General features: G+C 72.1%; 19 protein-coding genes. 5 read left to right on the plus strand and 14 right to left on the minus strand.

The features are described from left to right. The 8 genes from L2I40_RS07025 to L2I40_RS07060 all read right to left on the minus strand — a co-directional run. The coding region (locus L2I40_RS07025) for a GcrA family cell cycle regulator (RefSeq protein WP_237214174.1) at positions 1-257 on the minus strand (257 nt) is incomplete at its 3' end. 140 nt (positions 258-397) lie between these two features. Beyond that, positions 398-1,363, minus strand: a complete 966-nt coding sequence (locus L2I40_RS07030; RefSeq protein ID WP_237214175.1) for an acetamidase/formamidase family protein — start codon at positions 1,361-1,363, stop codon at positions 398-400. A 124-nt stretch (positions 1,364-1,487) separates the two neighbouring features. Continuing rightward, positions 1,488-2,180: a hypothetical protein gene (locus tag L2I40_RS07035; protein ID WP_237214176.1), complete on the minus strand. Its 693-nt coding sequence runs from the start codon at positions 2,178-2,180 to the stop codon at positions 1,488-1,490. Further along, on the minus strand, positions 2,177-3,160 hold the full coding sequence (locus L2I40_RS07040) for a magnesium transporter CorA family protein (protein WP_237214181.1): 984 nt from the start codon (positions 3,158-3,160) through the stop codon (positions 2,177-2,179). The genes L2I40_RS07035 and L2I40_RS07040 overlap by 4 nt, the downstream gene beginning before the upstream one ends. Before the next feature lie 57 nt (positions 3,161-3,217). Beyond that, positions 3,218-3,901, minus strand: coding sequence for an acireductone synthase (gene mtnC / locus L2I40_RS07045; RefSeq protein WP_237214183.1), 684 nt, complete (start codon positions 3,899-3,901; stop codon positions 3,218-3,220). Positions 3,902-3,909: 8 nt separating this feature from the next. Continuing rightward, complete coding sequence (locus L2I40_RS07050) at positions 3,910-4,449, minus strand: 1,2-dihydroxy-3-keto-5-methylthiopentene dioxygenase (RefSeq protein WP_237214184.1); 540 nt, start codon at positions 4,447-4,449, stop codon at positions 3,910-3,912. A gap of 27 nt (positions 4,450-4,476) precedes the next feature. Beyond that, positions 4,477-5,115 carry a methylthioribulose 1-phosphate dehydratase gene (locus L2I40_RS07055; RefSeq protein ID WP_272910942.1) on the minus strand — a complete coding sequence of 213 codons (639 nt, stop codon included), beginning with the start codon at positions 5,113-5,115 and terminating at the stop codon, positions 4,477-4,479. A 120-nt stretch (positions 5,116-5,235) separates the two neighbouring features. Continuing rightward, complete coding sequence (locus L2I40_RS07060; RefSeq protein ID WP_237214185.1) at positions 5,236-5,508, minus strand: twin-arginine translocase TatA/TatE family subunit; 273 nt, start codon at positions 5,506-5,508, stop codon at positions 5,236-5,238. Between the two features lie 401 nt (positions 5,509-5,909). On the opposite strand from L2I40_RS07060, the gene L2I40_RS07065 reads away from it, so the two are divergent. Further along, positions 5,910-6,923, plus strand: coding sequence for a TerC family protein (locus L2I40_RS07065; RefSeq protein ID WP_237214186.1), 1,014 nt, complete (start codon positions 5,910-5,912; stop codon positions 6,921-6,923). A 65-nt stretch (positions 6,924-6,988) separates the two neighbouring features. On the opposite strand, the gene L2I40_RS07070 is transcribed toward L2I40_RS07065, so the two are convergent. Together L2I40_RS07070 and L2I40_RS07075 are read right to left on the minus strand one after the other, a co-directional pair. After that, on the minus strand, positions 6,989-8,287 hold the full coding sequence (locus tag L2I40_RS07070) for a bifunctional enoyl-CoA hydratase/phosphate acetyltransferase (protein WP_237214187.1): 1,299 nt from the start codon (positions 8,285-8,287) through the stop codon (positions 6,989-6,991). A 52-nt stretch (positions 8,288-8,339) separates the two neighbouring features. After that, positions 8,340-9,197 carry a glycosyltransferase gene (locus L2I40_RS07075; RefSeq protein ID WP_237214188.1) on the minus strand — a complete coding sequence of 286 codons (858 nt, stop codon included), beginning with the start codon at positions 9,195-9,197 and terminating at the stop codon, positions 8,340-8,342. Positions 9,198-9,383: 186 nt separating this feature from the next. Here L2I40_RS07075 and L2I40_RS07080 point away from each other — a divergent pair, with 186 nt between their 5' ends. Continuing rightward, positions 9,384-9,779 carry a hypothetical protein gene (locus tag L2I40_RS07080; protein WP_237214189.1) on the plus strand — a complete coding sequence of 132 codons (396 nt, stop codon included), beginning with the start codon at positions 9,384-9,386 and terminating at the stop codon, positions 9,777-9,779. Positions 9,780-9,815: 36 nt separating this feature from the next. Here the strand turns inward: L2I40_RS07080 and L2I40_RS07085 are convergent, their stop codons facing one another. From L2I40_RS07085 to L2I40_RS07100, 4 genes are all read right to left on the minus strand, one after another. Further along, complete coding sequence (locus tag L2I40_RS07085; protein WP_237214190.1) at positions 9,816-10,091, minus strand: hypothetical protein; 276 nt, start codon at positions 10,089-10,091, stop codon at positions 9,816-9,818. Between the two features lie 88 nt (positions 10,092-10,179). Beyond that, entirely contained in the window at positions 10,180-11,466 is a 1,287-nt protein-coding gene (locus tag L2I40_RS07090) for a sensor histidine kinase (protein WP_237214191.1), read from the minus strand. A 181-nt stretch (positions 11,467-11,647) separates the two neighbouring features. Further along, positions 11,648-12,325 carry a winged helix-turn-helix domain-containing protein gene (locus L2I40_RS07095; protein ID WP_237214192.1) on the minus strand — a complete coding sequence of 226 codons (678 nt, stop codon included), beginning with the start codon at positions 12,323-12,325 and terminating at the stop codon, positions 11,648-11,650. Positions 12,326-12,412: 87 nt separating this feature from the next. Beyond that, positions 12,413-13,534, minus strand: a complete 1,122-nt coding sequence (locus L2I40_RS07100) for a S1C family serine protease (protein ID WP_237214193.1) — start codon at positions 13,532-13,534, stop codon at positions 12,413-12,415. Positions 13,535-13,639: 105 nt separating this feature from the next. Here L2I40_RS07100 and L2I40_RS07105 point away from each other — a divergent pair, with 105 nt between their 5' ends. From L2I40_RS07105 to L2I40_RS07115, 3 genes are all read left to right on the plus strand, one after another. Further along, positions 13,640-14,764, plus strand: a complete 1,125-nt coding sequence (locus L2I40_RS07105; protein ID WP_237214194.1) for a YbfB/YjiJ family MFS transporter — start codon at positions 13,640-13,642, stop codon at positions 14,762-14,764. Positions 14,765-15,047: 283 nt separating this feature from the next. Further along, entirely contained in the window at positions 15,048-16,229 is a 1,182-nt protein-coding gene (locus L2I40_RS07110) for a CaiB/BaiF CoA transferase family protein (protein ID WP_237214195.1), read from the plus strand. Beyond that, entirely contained in the window at positions 16,229-17,143 is a 915-nt protein-coding gene (locus tag L2I40_RS07115; RefSeq protein ID WP_237214196.1) for a hydroxymethylglutaryl-CoA lyase, read from the plus strand. The genes L2I40_RS07110 and L2I40_RS07115 overlap by 1 nt, the downstream gene beginning before the upstream one ends. Positions 17,144-17,154: the final 11 nt, after the last annotated feature.

The raw sequence follows: 17,154 nt of genomic DNA on the forward strand, positions 1-17,154 counted from the left end.
GCAGGCGCGACCGGCGGCAGGGTGGTGCGCGGCGCGACGCCGGCCGGGCGGATGGGGCGCGGCTGCGCCGGGCGCGGCACCGTGGTGCCGCTCGCCTCGCGGCGGATCGGGCTCGGCCGCGCGGGAAGGCTGAGGCGGTGCGCCTTGCCGACGACCGCGTTCTTGGAGATGCCCATGCGCCGGCCGATCTCGGCCGTCGAATGCCCCTCGGCCCAAAGCGCCTTGAGCCGCTCGATCGCCTCTGGCGTCCAGTCCATCGACCCGGTCTCCCTCAGCCCCCGACCTACCAGATACGGTAGGGCAACGCTGGGTCGGGACACAAGTTCTGGATTCGCGGCGGAAGCGAAAAGCTGTGGACAGAATACCGCGCGGTGGCGCCCCCGGCTGCCGCCGGGCTTCAGAACAGCAGGCCCTTCCGCAGCATGCCGTGCACGCCCTTCTCGCCGTTCACCGTCTGGGTCACGCGGAAATCGACGGCGAGCGAGCAGAGCTGGTAGGCATCGGCGGGGCTGACATTCATGCGCGCCACGATGAAGGCGATCATCTCGCGCAGCGCCTGCTTCATGGCGAGGTCGAGGTCCTCGTGCAGGCCCATCGAGATGTAGTGGGTCTTCGTCTCCGCGCGCGGGAAGCGCAGCGCCGGGTCCTTCGCGCCGCCGCCCTTCTCGAGCGTCAGACGGAAGTGGCCGGTCAGGCACATCTCGAGCGCGTTGATGCAGACCTCGCCGTCGCCCTGCACGCCATGGCCGTCGCCAGCGGAGAACAACGCGCCCGCGACATGCACCGGCAGCCAGAGCGTCGCGCCCTCGCCGATCTCCTTGTTGTCGAGGTTGCCGCCATGCGCGCGCGGCTCCTTCGTCGAAAGCCGGCCCCAGGCCGCTGGCGGCGCCACGCCCATCACGCCGAAGAAGGGGCTGAGCGGCAGCGTGACGCCGGGCCCGACCGGCACCGTGCAGGTCATCGCCGCCTTGTCCACGGGGATGTGCAGCATGCGGGCATAGGGGAAGTCCTCCGGCAGGGTGCCGAAGAGGGGGCGGAAGCCGCAGAAGCCCCAGTCGTTGCCGAGCTCGATCTTCTCGATATCGACGCGCAGCACGTCGCCGGGCTCGGCGCCCTGCACCTCGACGGGGCCGGTGATGATGTGCGGACCCATGCGTGGCGGATCGGCGGCGTGGATGGCGGCGAGCGCGGGCGGGACGCGGAGCCCCGTCTCGGGCGCCGGCATGATCTCCTTCGCGCCGGAGACGCATTCGAGCACCACGAGGTCGCCGCTGGCGATGCTGGCGACGGGCGGGAAGGCGGCGTCGAAGGCGCCGAAGCGCGTGGTCTCGGGGGTCGCGGCGACGCGGTGCGTGGCGGGCATGGTCAGTCTCTTGGCAGGTCAGGCGGCGGCACATGATCGTGCGCGCGGCACGGGGTCAATCCGGCCGTGCCGCGGAATCGCCACCCGCGCAACGTGGGGCTGCCCGGAATGCGGGCAGCGGCGCTCAAGCGCGGAGCGCGGCGCGCAGGCGGCGCTGGTCCTCGGGGCAGACCCGGCTGAGGCGGCGATACTCCGCCGGCGAATCGATCACCGCATGCGCGGCCTCGCGCGCCGCGCGCAGGCGCTCCAGCGCCGGATCGACCAGCGCGGCCAGTTCGTCCTGCAGCAGGGTGGCGGCGATCCCGACATCGGGCGCCCGTGCCTCGGCCCGCGCCGCCCAGGCCCGCGCGATGCCGCGCAACTCCGTCGCCGCCTCGCGCAGCGTGCGGCGGTTCACCTCGGCGTGGCGGCGCTCATGCGCGAGCACCTCCTCCGCGAGGCAGCTGCCGGGCGGGATTTCGCGCGCCAGGCGGATGCTGTGCTCGGCATGGCGCAGGCGCAGCCGGACATCGGCGGGTACCGCGCAGACCGGGCCATCGGCCGGGCCGCGCGCGCGCGCCGTCACCTCGCTGCGCCACTCGACGCGGGAGACGGTCAGGCCGAGATGGTGCGGGAAGGCCGTGTCGGAGGTACCACCGGCCTGGGCGCGCAACTGGCGTGCGGGCAGCGGCGCGAGGATCCGCGGCTCGGGATCCACCAGGTCGAGCGTGACGGTCGCCGCGACGCGCGGCGTGCAGGACGGCGCGGGCGCTGCCCCCTGTGCCAGGGCACCGGCAGGCCAGAGCGCGGCGAGCAGGACCGCCGTGCGCCGCCTCACAGCCATCCCTTGCGACGGAAGTACCAGACCGGACCGAGCGCCGAGAGCATCATCGCCACCAGCGCGGCCGGATAGCCCCAGGCCTGCGACAGCTCCGGCATGTACTGGAAGTTCATGCCGTAGATGCTGGCGATGAGCGTCGGCGGCATCAGCGCCACCGAGACCACGGTGAAGGTCTTGATGATGTTCATCTGCTCGACGTTGATGATGCCGAGGATCGCATCGAGCAGGAAGGTCGCCTTCCCGTTCAGTACGCCGGCGTGCTCCACCAGGCTTCGTACGTCGCGCACGAGCGTCTTGATCAGCGCCTTGTTCTCGCGTCGGACGGCATTGTCCTTCTCGGCGCCGACGAAGGTGAGGATCCGGGTGAGGCCGAGCAGCGTCTCGGAGGCGCGCGTCGTGACCTCGCCAACCTGGCCGAGGGTCAGGAGCGCCTCGCGCAGGTCGGCGTCGCGCTTGTTCGCCTTGATGTTCGCCCGCGCACTGCGGAAGGCGGCGCCCGAGGCGCGGTCCATGTCGCTGCCGACACGCTCCAGGATATCGGCGAGGCGGTCCACGATCTGCTCGAACAGGTGCAGCATGACGCCGTCCGGCGAGGCGACGAGGGCCGGGTTCTTCTGGCAGCGCACGCTGAAGACGGCGAAGGCCTTCGGCGTCTGGTAGCGCACCGTCACCAGCGCGTGCGCGGCGAGGACGAAGGTGATCGGCGTCGAGCCATATTCCCCGCCCTCGACGCCGTAGAGGAAGTTCGCGGTGAGGAAGAGCGTGTCCTCCTCGCGGTAGAGGCGCGAGGAGCTTTCGATCTCCTCCATCTCCTCCCGCGTCGGGATCTCGACGCGCAGCGCGGCCTGCACGGCGCGCTCCTCTTCCGCGGTCGGGTTCAGCAGGTCGATCCAGACGGCGCGGGAGAGGTCGTCCTCCGGCGAGAGCCCGTCGCGCACCACGATGCGCCCCTCGGCGAGGGTGTAGGACGTCAGCATGTGGCAAGCCTCCCGCCGCGGGATCGCGGCGCATCTAGCCTGCAGGCAGCATGCCTGTCACCCCGTTGCGGGCAGGCCGAAGCGGGCCGCGACGGCGGGGAAGTCCGCGGCCTCGGGATGCCGCCCGGATGGCCGCGTGCCGTCGGCCTCGCGGACCAGTTGGCAGGTGGCGAGGCCGGAAGCAGCGGCCGCGTCTAGTTCCTCGGCCACGTCCGAAAGGAACAGGATCGAGGCCGGTGCCATGTCGAGCGCGGTTGCGATGGCGGCGTAGGAGCCGACCTCGCGCTTGGCACCCACCTTCGTGTCGAAGAAGCCCCGGAACAGCCCCTCGAGATCGCCCGCGACGGAGTGGCGGAACAGAAGCCGCTGCGCCTCGACCGAGCCGGAGGAATAGACCGCAAGCGTGAGGCCGCCGACCGCCCAGGCGCGCAGGCACGCCGCCACGTCGGGCCAGAGATGTCCGCGCAGCCGCCCATCCTCGAAGCCGGCGCGCCAGATCAGGCCCTGCAGCGACTTGAGCGGCGTGACCTTGGCGTCCTCCGCCATCCAGCGCCGCAGCGTGGCGCGGCGGTCGGGGCCGGGCACTTCGGCCAGGATGGCCGCGACGGCGGGATCGTTCCCATGCGTCTCGAGGAACCCGTCCAGCGCGGCCTCCGCGAAGGGGAACAGCGTCTCCTTCACGAAGGCGATCGCGCTCGTCGTGCCCTCGATGTCGGTGAGGACGGCGCGGATCGCGGCCACGCGGCTGGTCAGGCCGTCTTGGCCGGGAAGCGCACCGACATGTCGGTGCCGGTGTAGTGCGGCGTCCAGCCGGTGGTGTCGGTGAAGACGCGCACCACCGCGAACTTCGGATTGTCGCCCGCGTCGAACCAGTGCTTCGAGTTGGCCGGCACGCTGATCAGGTCGCCGGCCACGCAATGCGCGTCATAGACCTTGCCGTTCATGTGCAGCACGAAGTTGCCGCTGCCCGAATGGAAGAAGCGCACCTCATCCTCGGTGTGCGTGTGCTCGGACAGGAACTTGGCGCGGAGCGCATCCTTCTGCGGATGGTCGGGCGTCAGCTTGATGACATCTGCCGTGCCGGCGCCGGTCGCGGCGAGGAAGGCGTCGAGATGCGGGCGATAGGCCTCCAGGATCTCGTCGGCCTCGGCATCGGCGGGGATGGCGGCGAGCGGCCAGCGCTCGAAGCGGACGCCGATCGCCTTGAGCTCGGCGGCGATACGCTGCGCGTCCTCGGTGACCAGCACCTGCTCGTTCGTGTCGGCGTCCCAGACCGTCAGGCGGCTCATGGCCTCAGCCTCCTCCATCCGTTGTCGTCACGCACCGGCCGGGCGAAGCGGCTGCCACTTCGCCTGCCTGTGCTCCAGCTCGCAGCGGAGCATGAACTCCAGCGCCTCCATGCGCGCCAGCGCGCCGGGCATGTCGGGCGCCCATACATAGGACCCGTGGCCGGCGATCAAGTAGCCCGGCGGGATCGCGCCGAGACCATCCCAGAGGGCGTCGAGCCCGCGCTGCATGCGGGCGATGTCCTGGTCGTTGGGCACCACCGGCAGCGCCACTTCGGCATCGTGGGTCGGCAGGCCGGGAAAGGCCTTCAGCAGCTCATAGCCTGCCAGCACCAGGCGGTTGCCGGCGGCGCGCGAGAGCACCGTGTTGGCGATGGAATGGCCATGCAGCACGGCCCCGGCCTCGGGGAAGCGTCGGTAGATGCCGCAATGGAGCAGCGTCTCGGCCGAGCCGCGCTTGCCGGGTTCCATCGGCGTGCCGTCGAGGTCGACGACCATGACGTCGTCCGCCGTCAGGAACCCCTTGTGCCGGCCCGAGACGGTGACCGCGAGCCGCGTGGCATCGAGACGGATGGAGAAGTTGCCGGCGGTCGCGGGCACCAGGCCGAGCGCGTCCATCCGACGCCCCGCGGCGACGATCGCCTCGGCCACCTGATCGGGAACGCCCAAGCCCCTCTCCGAAATGCGAAGCGCCGGCCCCGGTGCCGGGGTCGGCGCGTGACCGCATGCCGCGGCCGCCTCTCCGCGCGACGCTAGCCGCCGCGCGGTGGCAGGATCAACGCCGCGGCGTCAGGCCGCCGGGCGGGTCGGGTTGGCGGGCTGCGCCTGGGCCTGGGTCGCCCCCTGCGGGCCGGGGATGGTGCCGGCCGGCTGGGCGGGCGTCTGCGCCGAAGCATCCGCCGCCATGGAGGCGTCCTTCACGTCGTCCTCCTTCATGTTCTGCTTGAAGGACTTGATGCCCTTGGCCAGGTCGCCCATCAGCCCGCTGATCTTGCCGCTGCCGAACAGCAGCAGAATGACCAGCAGCACCACAAGCCAGTGCCAGATGCTGAACGAACCCATCGTGACGCCTCGATCCCATCTTCGGACGCGCCCCTGGCGGGGCCGTCCGGGTTGTCGCGGGGCCGGACACTAGTCCCCGTCGGGGTCCGGCGCAAACCGCAGATGGCGCGGCCGGCGGCGGGAGACAAGCGGGAGGGGTCGATTCCCCCGACGCCGGGCCGCCGGCTCGGCACCTGACCGCACCATGGCGGTCCGATTTCCTTTGATCCACTCTTGAAAGACAATTCGGTCTGCGCCAGATGCCGCCGCTGATCCGGGCCCCTCTGGCGGGACCGGCATCCGGGTGTGCGCCGGGCTGGGGAGCCTGGGCAGGGGAAAGCCCGGGTGTCGCCGCGATGTCGGATCGCATCGCAGGAACCCACGCCCGCCCGCCGGGCGCCACCCGGGAGAATTGGTCCGTCATGGAATTCCTTGTTGCCGAGTGGATCGGCAAGCCGGTCTGGATGTGGGCCGGCTTCCTCACCATCGTCGTCGCCCTGCTCGCCTTCGATCTCGGTGTTCTCAACAAGGAGAACAAGGAGATGGGCATCTCGGAGAGCCTCTGGCTCTCCGCCTTCTACATCGGCTTCGCCATGCTCTATGGCGGCGCGATCTGGTGGGCCTACGAGGTCGGATACATCACCACCTCGGACGGGCTGCACGCCGGCAAGACGTATTTCACGGGCTTCTTCATCGAGAAGGCGCTGTCCATCGACAACGTCTTCGTCATCAGCCTGATCTTCACGTTCTTCGCCATCCCGCGGAAGTACCAGTACCGCGCGCTGGTCTGGGGCATCATCGCGGTCATCGTGCTGCGCGGCATCATGATCGGCGTCGGCGCGGCGCTGGTGCAGGAATACGACTGGCTGCTCTACATCTTCGGCGCGTTCCTGATCGCCACCGGCATCAAGATGCTGGTGGTGCCGGAGAGCGACCCGGACATCTCGAAGAACCCGGTCGTGAAGTTCTTCAAGAAGCATATGCGCGTCACCGACGAACTGCACGACCAGAAGTTCTTCGTGCGCAAGCCCGACCCGGCGAAGGGCGGCAAGGTGGTGATCTGGGCGACGCCGCTGTTCCTCGCGCTCGTCATCATCAACATCGCCGACCTGATCTTCGCGGTGGACAGCGTGCCGGCGATCTTCGCGATCACCACCGACACCTTCATCGTCTACACCGCGAACATCATGGCGATCCTCGGCCTGCGCGCACTCTACTTCGCGCTCGCCGCGATGGTGCACCGCTTCCACTACCTGAAGTACGCGCTCGCCCTCGTGCTGGTGTTCATCGGCGGCAAGATCTTCTGGAACAACATCTTCGGGAAGGTGGACCCGGCCATCTCGCTCGGCGTCACCCTGGCGATGATCCTGGGCGGCATCTTCTACTCGCTCTGGAAGACCCGGAACGAGAAGCCGACCACGGTCGCCGCCGAGTAGGCCTCGCCGCACCGCGGACAAGAGGGGGGCGGTCCCGCGAGGGGCCGCCCCTTTCGCTTGCGCGCCTACCCCTCCGCCATCAGCCGCAGCAGCGCCGCCGAGGCGAGGCGCGACATCGCGTCGTCGCTGCGGCTGGTCAGCGCCATCGGGACCCGCAGGCCGAGCACGATCCCGGCGCTCTCCGCCCCACCCAGCAGGGCCAACTGCTTGGCCAGCATGTTGCCGCTCTCGATGTCCGGCACGACGAGGATGTCGGCGCGGCCGGCGACCGCGCTGACGATGCCCTTGGCCTGGGCCGCCGCCTCGCTCACCGCATTGTCGAAGGCGAGCGGGCCGTCGAGGATGCCGCCCGTGATCTGGCCGCGGTCGGCCATCTTGCAGAGCGCCGCCGCCTCCAGCGTCGAGGCCATGCGGGGCGTCACGGTTTCCACCGCCGACAGCAGGGCGACACGCGGCAGCTCGATGCCGATCGCGCTGGCCAGCGCGATGGCGTTGCGCACGATGTCCGCCTTGGCCTCGAGGTCGGGGGCGATGTTGATCGCGGCATCGGTGATGATCAGCAGGCGCGGATAGAGCGGCGCGTCCATGACGAAGGCGTGGCTCACCCGCCGCTCCGTGCGCAGCCCAGCCTCCCGCGCGAGCGCGGCCGAGAGCAGCTCGTCGGTGTGCAGACTGCCCTTCATCAGCGCCCTGGCATTGCCGTCCGAGACAAGTCCGACCGCCGCCTCCGCACTCGCATGGCTGTGCGGCGCCCCGACGATCTCGAGGCCGGCGATGTCGAGCGATGCCTCGGCCGCGGCGCGACGGATGCGGGCCTCGGGACCGACGAGGATCGGCGTGATCAGGCCGTGTCGGGCGGCGAGCAGCGCGCCTTCCAGGCTCGCCGCGTCGCAGGGATGCGCGACCGCGGTCGGGACAGGCGCGCGGCCATGGCAGCGCTCGAGCAGCGCGGTGATCATCCGGCGCGGCGTCACCCCGAAGGGCGTGTCGGCGTCCTCGGCCGGCCGCGCGGCGGGCGGGACGACGTCGGCGACGCCCTCGAGGATCGTCTCGCCGCCTGCCAGGCGCACCGTGCAGCGCAGCGCGAGGCCCCCCGGCGCGGCACCCGCCACCTCGACGCTCAGCTCGAGCTCGTCGCCTTCGGCGAGCCGCCCGGCATAGGAGAAGTTCTCTCGCAGCAGCCGCGTCCCGGGGCCGGGGAAGCGCGTGACGAGCATCCGCGTCATCAGCGTCGCGGCCGCGCGCGGGGCGAGCGCGGGATCGGCCGATCCGAGGAGCGCGGCGACGGGCGCAAGCTCGGCGGCCGTGACGCGGTGCGTCAGGGTGCGGCGGAGACCGGCAGGAAAGGCAGTCTGGCTGTCCATGCGGCCAGGGTGTCGGCCCACCGGCGGGCTGTCCAGCGCGCGACGATGACAGTCAGCGCCGGTTCTCGCGCAGCCAGGCGGCGGTGCCCGCCAGGGCGGCGATGTCGGTCACCACCTTGCGCGGGCGGGCCGTGAGGGCGTGCCCGAGGGCCTTGCCCAGATGGTGCACCGCACGACGCCGTCCTTCCCGCCGCGCGACGTCGACGCCGCCATCGTGCAGCGCGGTGAAGCGAAGCCGCGACCACGCCATGCAGCGCGCCTTCCGCCAACTCGTGGCGAGACTCCGCGGAGAGGATCGGCCACCGGCATGAGCGACGCGGGCGGCGGGCTCCAGCAGCGCGCCACCGGCCCGCGCGCAGAGGTCGTCATCCTCGTAGAAGAGGAAGAACCCCTCGTCGAACCGCAGCGGATCGGCGGGCCGCATCAGGAGGCAGGCGCCGGAGGCGAAGGCGACGCAGACCGGCCCCGCGGGCCATGGCTCGCCCTCCCTGTCGCGGGGCAAGCGGCGCCGCCACGCCTGGGCGACGTTCCACGAGCGGACCGGCCGGCCCTCCGCATCCAGCAGAAGGGGCGCGACGAGGCGGTGGTCCGGGAAGGCGTCGGCAGCCGCGACAAGGGCGGCGACGGCCTCGGCCGAGAGCCGGGCATCCGGATTGGCCAGCAGCGCGAACTCTGTCCCGATGCCGTCCAGGGCGAGATTGCACGCGGCGCCGAAGCCGAGGTTCCGGGCATTCTCGATGATGCGGGCCCGCGGCCGCACGGCCCGGACCCGGGCAAGCGTGTCGTCGGGCGATGCGTTGTCCACAACCAGGACGGGCAGATCATCCGGGCAGGACGCCAGGAAGTCACCGATCGTTCCGGCGCTGGCGTAGGTGACGGTCACCACGGTCACGCGCGGGTTTGTGGGCATGCGCGCGCTTCGCACGGCTGCGTGATGCCGGCAAGCTGGCCGGCTCAGGGCAATTTCAAGGGTCTTGCCTGGGGCCGCGGAGCACAAAAATGCATCGCGGCATTGCCGAAGAAAAAGCTGCGCCCCGGTGACAAGTGCGCTATGGGCCGCCCTTCGGTGTCAACCCTGTGACGGACTGACTGGACGATGGGTGTCGTGATCGGGGAGGTGGCGAGGAAGCTCGGCTACCGCCCGGGTATGGCGTGCGCGGTGATCGGCAATCCGCCCGGCCTGACCTTCGGCCTGCCGAGCGGGGCGACGGCGGCGGCCGACCTGATCCTGGCTTTTGCCGCGGATCGCGCCACGCTGCGCTCGATCGCGCCGCGGGCGCTCAACCTGTACGGGATCGGGGCGCGGCTCTGGTTCGCCTATCCGAAGAAGAGCGGCCCGGTCCGCTCCGACCTGGATCGCGACCATGGCTGGGATCCGGTCACGAGCGAGGGCCTGCTGCCGGTCACCCAGATCGCGCTGGACGACACCTGGTCGGCGCTGCGCTTCCGCTTCCGGGAGGAGATCCCGAAGCTGATGCGCGCGGGGGCCTGAGGGGCTTCGCGTCCCGCGGCCTCGGCGTCCCTCGCCTCAACTTCCCTGCTGGGTGGCCCGCAGCGCGCGACGCAGCTTCGCGATGCCGGTGCGGACATGCCCGGTCTCGCAGAGCCGCTTGCCTTCCTCTGCCAGCAGCCGGATGTCCGAGCCCGGATTGGGCTGGGCTGCGATCCGCACCACGAGTTCCTGGCAATAGGCGCCGCTGTCGGTCGTCACACGGACCGGCGTCTCGTTGGCAGCGGGCATCGCAACGGGCATGGCCACCTGCGTGGCGAGCAACACGAAAGCCAGCGGGGCAAGGCGCAACATCCAGGCATCATGCGCCACCCCGGCGCTCGGCGGCGTGGCGCGCCGGTGAAAGGGGCGTCACGCGGGCGGCCCGGAACCCCGCGCGGCGTCAGGCCGAGGGCAGGCGCAGCGTGACGGTAAGGCCCGGGCGCTCGGCGCCCGGATGGGTGTCCGTCAGCAGCACCTCGCCCGCATGCAGCGCGGCCACCGCGCGGACCAGCGACAGGCCGAGGCCGGAGCCTGGCGTGCTGCGGGCGGAATCGGCGCGGAAGAAGCGCTCCCCGGCCCGGCGGCGGTCGGCCTCGGGCATGCCGGGGCCGTCATCGGACACCGCGATCTCGACCGCATCGGGGCCGAGGCGTGCGGCCAGCCGGACCGTGCCGCCCTCGGGCGTGAACTTGAGCGCGTTGTCGAGCAGGTTCACCAGCGCCTGGCCCAGCAGGTCGCGATCGCCGACCAGCGGCAGCCGCTCCGGGATCTCGGCCACGAGATGCTGGTCGTGGGCTTCGGCGGAAGCGCCGTAGAGTTCGGCGACATCCGCGAGCATGGGCGACAGATCGGTGGGCCGGAATGCGGCGCGCCGCGCGCCTGCCTCCACCTCGGCGATGCGCAGCACGGCCTGGAAGACGCGCGCGATCCCGTCGAGGTCGGCGATCCCCTGCTCGATGGCGGCGCGCAGCGCCGCCTCGTCCTCCGCGGAGGCCTGCGCCTCCTCGAGCTTCGCGCGGGCGCGGGCGATCGGCGTGCGCAGGTCGTGCGCGATCGCGTCCGACACGCCGCGCACGCCTTCCATCAGCTGCGCGATGCGATCGAGCATGGCGTTCATCGTCGCGCCCAGCTTGTCGAACTCGTCCCCGCGCTCGGTCAGCGGGACGCGCGGCGAGAGATCGCCGGAGGCGACCGCGGCCGCGGTCCGATAGACCGGGCGCAGGCGGTTCTCGAGCGCGCGGCGCAGCAGCCAGGCGCCGAGCACCGCAAGCCCGGCGGAGGCCGAGGCCGCCCAGGCGATGCCTTCCGACAGCAGCGCCCGCAGCCGCAGCTTCTCCGCCACGTCGCGCCCGACCAGCAGGCGATGCCCGTCGCCGAGGTCCACGCGCAGCAGCCGGGCCTCGGTCATCGCGCCGTCACGCTCGAGCGGGATGCGCATCCAGGGCTGCTCGCCGCTCGCCTCCACGGGCCAGGCGCTGAGGTTGCCCGCGAGGCGCCGGTTGTCGGGCCCGAGGAGGAGATAGAGGGCCTCGTTCGCGACATCGAGCGCGAGGCGGTCCTCGATGGCGGAGACGAGCGCACCGATGTCGCCGGCCCGCCGGCGCTCGACCAGCGCCGTCGCATCCGCGCGGATCGACGCCTCCACCTGCCGGTCGAGGGCGCCAGCGGTGTTCCACCACAGCACCACCGCCGCGGCCGTGGCGGCGGCGGCGAAGACCGCGGTGAAGAACAGGGCGAAGCGGCCCGAGGCGCTGCGCAGCAGGCCGAGCAGCGGCGGCTGGAAGGACTGCGGCGCGATGGAGGGCGGCGGGGTGATCGCGGGCGCTCCGGCTGCTTGGCGCGTCCCCGCGCCGGTCAGGATCCGCGCGTCAATCGGCGCGGATCATGTAGCCGGCGTTGCGCACCGTGTGGATCAGCGGCTTCTCGAAGCCCTTGTCGAGCTTGTGGCGCAGGCGCGAGACGTGCACGTCGATCACGTTGGTCTGCGGATCGAAGTGGTAGTCCCAGACCTTCTCGAGCAGCATCGTCCGGGTCACGACCTGCCCCGCGTGCCGCATCAGGTGCTCGAGCAGGCGGAACTCGCGCGGCTGCACATCGATCTTCTTCCCCGCGCGCGTGACGGTGCGCGAGAGCAGGTCGAGCTCGAGATCGGCGACCTTCAGCCGTGTCGTCGGCACCTCGGCTGCCGGGCGGCGCCCCAGCGCCTCGACGCGGGCCAGCAGCTCGGCGAAGGCGAAGGGCTTGGTGAGGTAATCGTCGCCGCCCGCCTTCAGGCCCTTCACACGCTCGTCCACCGCATTGAGGGCGGAGAGGAACAGAACGGGCGTCCGGTTGCCCTGGCCGCGCAGCGTCTCGACCAGCCTGACGCCGTCCACGCCGCCGGGCAGCATGCGGTCGAGCACGAGGACGTCGAAGGATTCGGACGCCGCCATGAACAGCCCGTCGCGTCCGTTCGGCGCGTGCTCCACCGTATGCCCCGCCTCCGCCAGCCCCTTCTTCACGAAGCGGGCGACCTCGGCGTCGTCCTCGACCAGCAGGATGCGCATCTCGTGTCGTTCCCGAACCCGGTTCGTTGCAGCCTAGGGCGGCGGCCTGCCCGATTCCTAGAGGACCCTCGGCGGATCGCCCGCGCGTCAGCCGGCCGGCTGCTGCGCGGCGGGCCGCCGGCCGACCTGCACGGGGATCTCGCTCGGGCGGCCGTCGCGCAGGATGGACAGACGCACGGTCTGCCCGGGCGGCACGGCAGCGATGTTGCGCACGAGGGCGCGGGAGGTGTCCACCCGCTCCCCGTTGATCGCAACCACCTGGTCGCCCTGGCGGATGCCGGCCCGCGCGGCGGGGCTGCCCCGCTCCACGCCGGCGATCAGCACGCCGCTGCGCCCAGCACCGCCTCCGCGGCGGCCGGGCTCATCGGATTGCAGGTCCTGCACCTGCACGCCGAGCCAGCCGCGATCCACGCGGCCGGCGGTCCGCAGCTGCTCGATCACCGGGCGCGCGAGGTCGGAGGGGACGGCGAAGCCGATGCCCGCCGAGGCGCCGGACGGCGAGTAGATGGCCGTGTTGATCCCGATCACCTCGCCGGCGAGGTTGAACAGCGGCCCGCCCGAGTTGCCCGGGTTGATCGGCGCATCGGTCTGGATGAAGTCGTCGAAGGGCCCGGAGCCGATGTCGCGGCCGCGGGCGGAGATGATGCCGGTGGTGACGGTGCCGCCGAGCCCGAAGGGATTCCCGGCGGCCAGCACCCACTGCCCGACCCGCATCGTGCCCGAACTGCCCCAGGGCACGGCCGGCAGGGAAGTCCGCGTCTCGACCCGCAGCAGGGCGAGGTCGGTCAACTCGTCGGTGCCCACCACCCGCGCCTGGTAGTCCTGGCCCGACTGCGACGACACGATCACCCGGCTGGCATTGCCGACGACGTGGTTCGCCGTGACGATCAGCCCCGATGGATCGATCACGAAGCCGGAGCCGGCCCCCTGCACCACCTGCCTGCCCCGCCGCTCGCGCAGGTAGCGCTCCAGCGGCGTGCCGCGCAGCTCGGGTGGGACCTCCGCCCCCTGGGAGGTGACAGAGATGTTCACCACGGCGGGCAGGACGCGCTCCGCGAGGTCGGCGAAATCCGGCAGGCTGGCGAGCGCGCCGCGTTGGGCGCTGGCAGGCGGGATGGTGCCGCAGCCCACGGCCGGGACGAGGGCGAGAGTGACGAAGGCGCGGCGGCCGAGGCAGGCGGTCTCGGTTCGGGCAGGCGGGCGGGACATGGGTCCTCGGCGAGGCTGGGGCGAGGCGGCGGCCCTGGATGAACGCGATGCAGCATGGAGAAGTGGCGGCGCAGGTTCAACCACGCCCGCCAAGCGGCTGACCGGATGAGGGGGCTTCGGGTCGCCTGGGCCGGTGCGGGCGCGGTGGCGGCCGGTGTCGGGCTCGCCCGCTTCGCCTATGTGCCGCTCTTCCCGGCCATGGTCTCCGCCGCCTGGGTGGATGGCGGCGGGGCCGGGCTGCTCGGCGCCGGCAATTTCGCGGGCTACCTCGCCGGGGTGCTCGCCGGACGCGGCATTGCCGCGCGCATCGGCGTGCCGCGGGCGCTCGACCTCGGCATGGCGCTCGCGATGGTCGCCTTCGCGGCCTGCGCACATGACGGCGGCCTGATCTGGTTCCTGATGTGGCGGGCGCTGGCCGGGACGGCGGGCGGGATCCTGATGGCGCTGGCCGGGCCTGCCGTGCAGGCCTCGGTGTTGCCCGAGGCCCGCGGGACGGCTGGTGGCATCGTGATGGCCGGGGCCGGTTCGGGGATCATCGCGGCCGGGCTGCTCGTGCCCCTGCTGCTGCAGGGAGGTCTCCCGATGGCCTGGCTCGGCCTCGCCGGCGCGGTCGGATTGATCTGGATCGCGGCCCGGCGCGCCTGGCCCGAACCGCCCGCCCTGCCGGCCGATGGCACGGCAGCGGCCGTGCCGCGCGCCGGCCGGCTGCTGCTGGCCTATGGGCTGTCGGGCGCCGGGATGGTGGCGCCGATGGTCTACTTGGCCGATCTCGCCGTCCGCGGGCGCGGCCTCCCGATCGAGGCGGGCGCTGCGGTCTGGATGGGCTTCGGCCTCGGGGCGATGGCCGGCACGCTGCTCGGCGGGCGCGTCGCGGGCCGGTTCGGCGGGCGGCGCCTCCTGCCCGCCTGGATGCTGGTGCAGGTGGTGGCCCTCGCGCTGGCCCTCGTGCCGCACTGGTCGGCGCTGCTGCTGGCCGCACCGCTCGGCGGCTTCGCGGGCGTCGGCGCGACGGCCGTGACGCTGGCCGCGGCGCGCGAGGTGGCCGGGCCACGCGCCGGGGTGATCTGGGTGCGCGCCACCGCGGGCTATGCGGTGGCGCAGGCCGCCCTGGGCTTCGCCCTGGCGGCGCTCTTCGACGCGACGGGCGAGAGCCATGCCGCGGTCTTCTCGGCCGGGCTCGGTCTGAGCCTCGCGGCGCTGTGGGTTGCGTGGCGGGGCCGCGCCGGCTGAGAAGGGGCGCCGGAGCGATGGGAAAAGAAGGGGCGGGACCCCCGTTGAGGGAGCCCCGCCCGAGTTCGGGATGCCGGCGATGGGGGGGAAGCTGCCGGCACCCGGGGAGGGAGAGACGGGGCGCAAGATCGGCAGCCCCGCTGCCTTAGCGCGCGGAATGCCTGCGCGATCCTTTCCCGGGCGAGACGTCTTGCCGTGATTCCGCCTGCCATCCGGTTCCCGCCCGCATGACGGGACGCGGCGGCCCGCCTATGGTCCGCGCCGGCTGACGGAGAGGTCGGGTATGCCGGGCAGGTTGCCGCTCGAGGGATTCAAGGTGCTGGAGCTCGGCCACTACATCGCCGGGCCCTTCGCCGCGCGGCTGCTGGCCGACATGGGCGCCGAGGTCATCAAGGTGGAACCGCCGGAGGGCGACCCGCATCGCGGCTGGGGCTCGCAGGTGAACGGGCATGCCGTGTGGTTCTCCATCCACGGCCGCAACAAGCTCTGCGTCTCGCTCGACCTGAAGTCGGAGGACGGGCGCGCGAAGGTCAAGCGCCTCGCGGCCCGCGCCGACGCGCTGATCGAGAATTTCCGCCCCGGCTATCTCGAGCGCATCGGGCTGGGGCCGGAGGTGCTGCAGGCGATCAACCCGAAGCTGACCATCGCGCGCGTCTCCGGCTTCGGACAGGACGGGCCGTATCGCGACAAGCCCGCCTTCGGCTCGATCGGGGAGGCGATGGGCGGCATCCGGCACCTGACCGCGACGCCCGGCGTCACCGAGCATCCGCCGCCGCGCTGCGGCGTTTCGATCAGCGACGACATCGCGGGGATGTACGCCGCGATGGCGGTGCTGGGTGCGGCCTGGGCCGCAAAAGGTGATCCCGCGGCGAAGGGGCGCGTCATCGACGTGGACCTCGTCTCCTCCATCTTCTCGCTGATGGAAGGCATGCTGCCGGAATACGGGCTGTTCGGCTGGGTACGGCAGCCGCAGGGGGCGGCGCTGCCGACGGCGGCGCCGACCAACACCTATCTGTGCGCCGACGGGAAGTGGCTCTGCGTCGGCGGCAACTCGGATGCGATCTACCGGCGGCTGATGACCGTGATCGGGCGCGAGGATCTCGGCGCCGATCCGCGGCTGCAGACGAATATCGGGCGCTGCGCCAATGTGGGCGAGATCGACGCGGCGATCGGCGCCTGGACGCGGACGATGCCGGCAGCGGAGGCGGAGCAGCTGCTGGAAGCGGCGGACATCCCGGTCTCGCGCCTCTACGACATGAAGGACTGCGCGGAGGATCCGCATTTCCGCGCGCGGCAGACGGTGATGGAGGTGCGCGACCCGCTGCTCGACCGCACGCTGCTGCACCCGGCGCCCGCTTTCCGCTTCGACGGCGTCAGCCCGCCCGAGATGGTGCGCTGGACGGCGCCGGCGGTCGGCGCGCACAACGACCATGTCTTCAACGAGCTTCTCGCGGAGAAGGCCTGATGTCCCGCGTCACCATCAGCGAGGTCGCGCCGCGCGACGGGCTGCAATCCATCGGGCCTTTCGTGGCGACGCAAACCAAGATCGCGCTGGTCAACGCGCTGCATGCCGCCGGCGTGCGGCGGATGGAGGTGGGGTCCTTCGTCAGCCCGAAGGCGGTGCCGCAGATGGCCGATACGGGCGAGGTGCTGCAGGCGGCGCTCAGGCTTCCCGGCCTCGAATCCACGGTGCTCGTTCCCAACCGCCGCGGCTTCGAGATGGCGCGGCAGGCCGGCGCGCATCGCGTCGGGCTCTTCATGTCCGTCACCGAGAGCCACAACAAGGCGAACGTGAACCGCACCTGCGCGGAGAGCTTCGCCGACCTTGCCGGCATCGTGCGCGACGCCGTGGCGGCGGGGATGAAGGTGCGCTTCAACCTCTCCTGCTGCTTCCACTGCCCCTTCGAGGGCGTGGTGCCGGAACGCGCCGCGCTGGACTGGGTGGAGCGCGCGATCGCGCTCGATCCCTGGATGGAGGTCGCGATCTGCGACACCACCGGCAACGCCGCGCCGGACCAGGTAGCGCGCGTCGTGGGTCATGCCGTGCGGGCCTGGACGGCGCCTGACGGCAGCAGCCGCATCGCCTTCCACGGCCACGACACCTACGGGATGGGTGTCGCGAACGTGGCCGCCGCCTGGAACGCCGGCTGCACGGTGATCGACAGCGCCGCGGGCGGCCTCGGCGGCTGCCCCTTCGCGCCGGGTGCGACGGGCAACGTCGCCACCGAGGACGTCGCCTGGCTGTTCCGCCGCATGGGCGTCGCGACCGGGCTCGACTGGTCGAAGCTGCTCGCCGCCGCCGACCTCGCCGCCGCGGTTCCGGGCAGCCTGCCCGGCGGGCGGATGCGCGCCGTCCCCGCCGCGCGCCGGGCGGCGTGACGCCGGCGGGC

The sequence above is a fragment of the Falsiroseomonas oryziterrae genome, assembly GCF_021864505.1.
In the GTDB taxonomy this organism is placed as follows: Bacteria; Pseudomonadota; Alphaproteobacteria; order Acetobacterales; family Acetobacteraceae; genus Falsiroseomonas; species Falsiroseomonas oryziterrae.

What these genes read in the sequence shown, in the direction of transcription:
- L2I40_RS07030 (WP_237214175.1), bottom strand. Translation starts at nt 1,363, where the DNA reads ATGCCCGCCACGCACCGCGTCGCCGCGACCCCCGAGACCACGCGCTTC.
- L2I40_RS07040 (WP_237214181.1), bottom strand. Translation starts at nt 3,160, where the DNA reads ATGCTGACGTCCTACACCCTCGCCGAGGGGCGCATCGTGGTGCGCGAC.
- L2I40_RS07050 (WP_237214184.1), bottom strand. Translation starts at nt 4,449, where the DNA reads ATGAGCCGCCTGACGGTCTGGGACGCCGACACGAACGAGCAGGTGCTG.
- L2I40_RS07060 (WP_237214185.1), bottom strand. Translation starts at nt 5,508, where the DNA reads ATGGGTTCGTTCAGCATCTGGCACTGGCTTGTGGTGCTGCTGGTCATT.
- L2I40_RS07065 (WP_237214186.1), top strand. Translation starts at nt 5,910, where the DNA reads ATGGAATTCCTTGTTGCCGAGTGGATCGGCAAGCCGGTCTGGATGTGG.
- L2I40_RS07070 (WP_237214187.1), bottom strand. Translation starts at nt 8,287, where the DNA reads ATGGACAGCCAGACTGCCTTTCCTGCCGGTCTCCGCCGCACCCTGACG.
- L2I40_RS07075 (WP_237214188.1), bottom strand. Translation starts at nt 9,197, where the DNA reads ATGCCCACAAACCCGCGCGTGACCGTGGTGACCGTCACCTACGCCAGC.
- L2I40_RS07080 (WP_237214189.1), top strand. Translation starts at nt 9,384, where the DNA reads ATGGGTGTCGTGATCGGGGAGGTGGCGAGGAAGCTCGGCTACCGCCCG.
- L2I40_RS07085 (WP_237214190.1), bottom strand. Translation starts at nt 10,091, where the DNA reads ATGTTGCGCCTTGCCCCGCTGGCTTTCGTGTTGCTCGCCACGCAGGTG.
- L2I40_RS07095 (WP_237214192.1), bottom strand. Translation starts at nt 12,325, where the DNA reads ATGCGCATCCTGCTGGTCGAGGACGACGCCGAGGTCGCCCGCTTCGTG.
- L2I40_RS07100 (WP_237214193.1), bottom strand. Translation starts at nt 13,534, where the DNA reads ATGTCCCGCCCGCCTGCCCGAACCGAGACCGCCTGCCTCGGCCGCCGC.
- L2I40_RS07105 (WP_237214194.1), top strand. Translation starts at nt 13,640, where the DNA reads ATGAGGGGGCTTCGGGTCGCCTGGGCCGGTGCGGGCGCGGTGGCGGCC.
- L2I40_RS07110 (WP_237214195.1), top strand. Translation starts at nt 15,048, where the DNA reads ATGCCGGGCAGGTTGCCGCTCGAGGGATTCAAGGTGCTGGAGCTCGGC.
- L2I40_RS07115 (WP_237214196.1), top strand. Translation starts at nt 16,229, where the DNA reads ATGTCCCGCGTCACCATCAGCGAGGTCGCGCCGCGCGACGGGCTGCAA.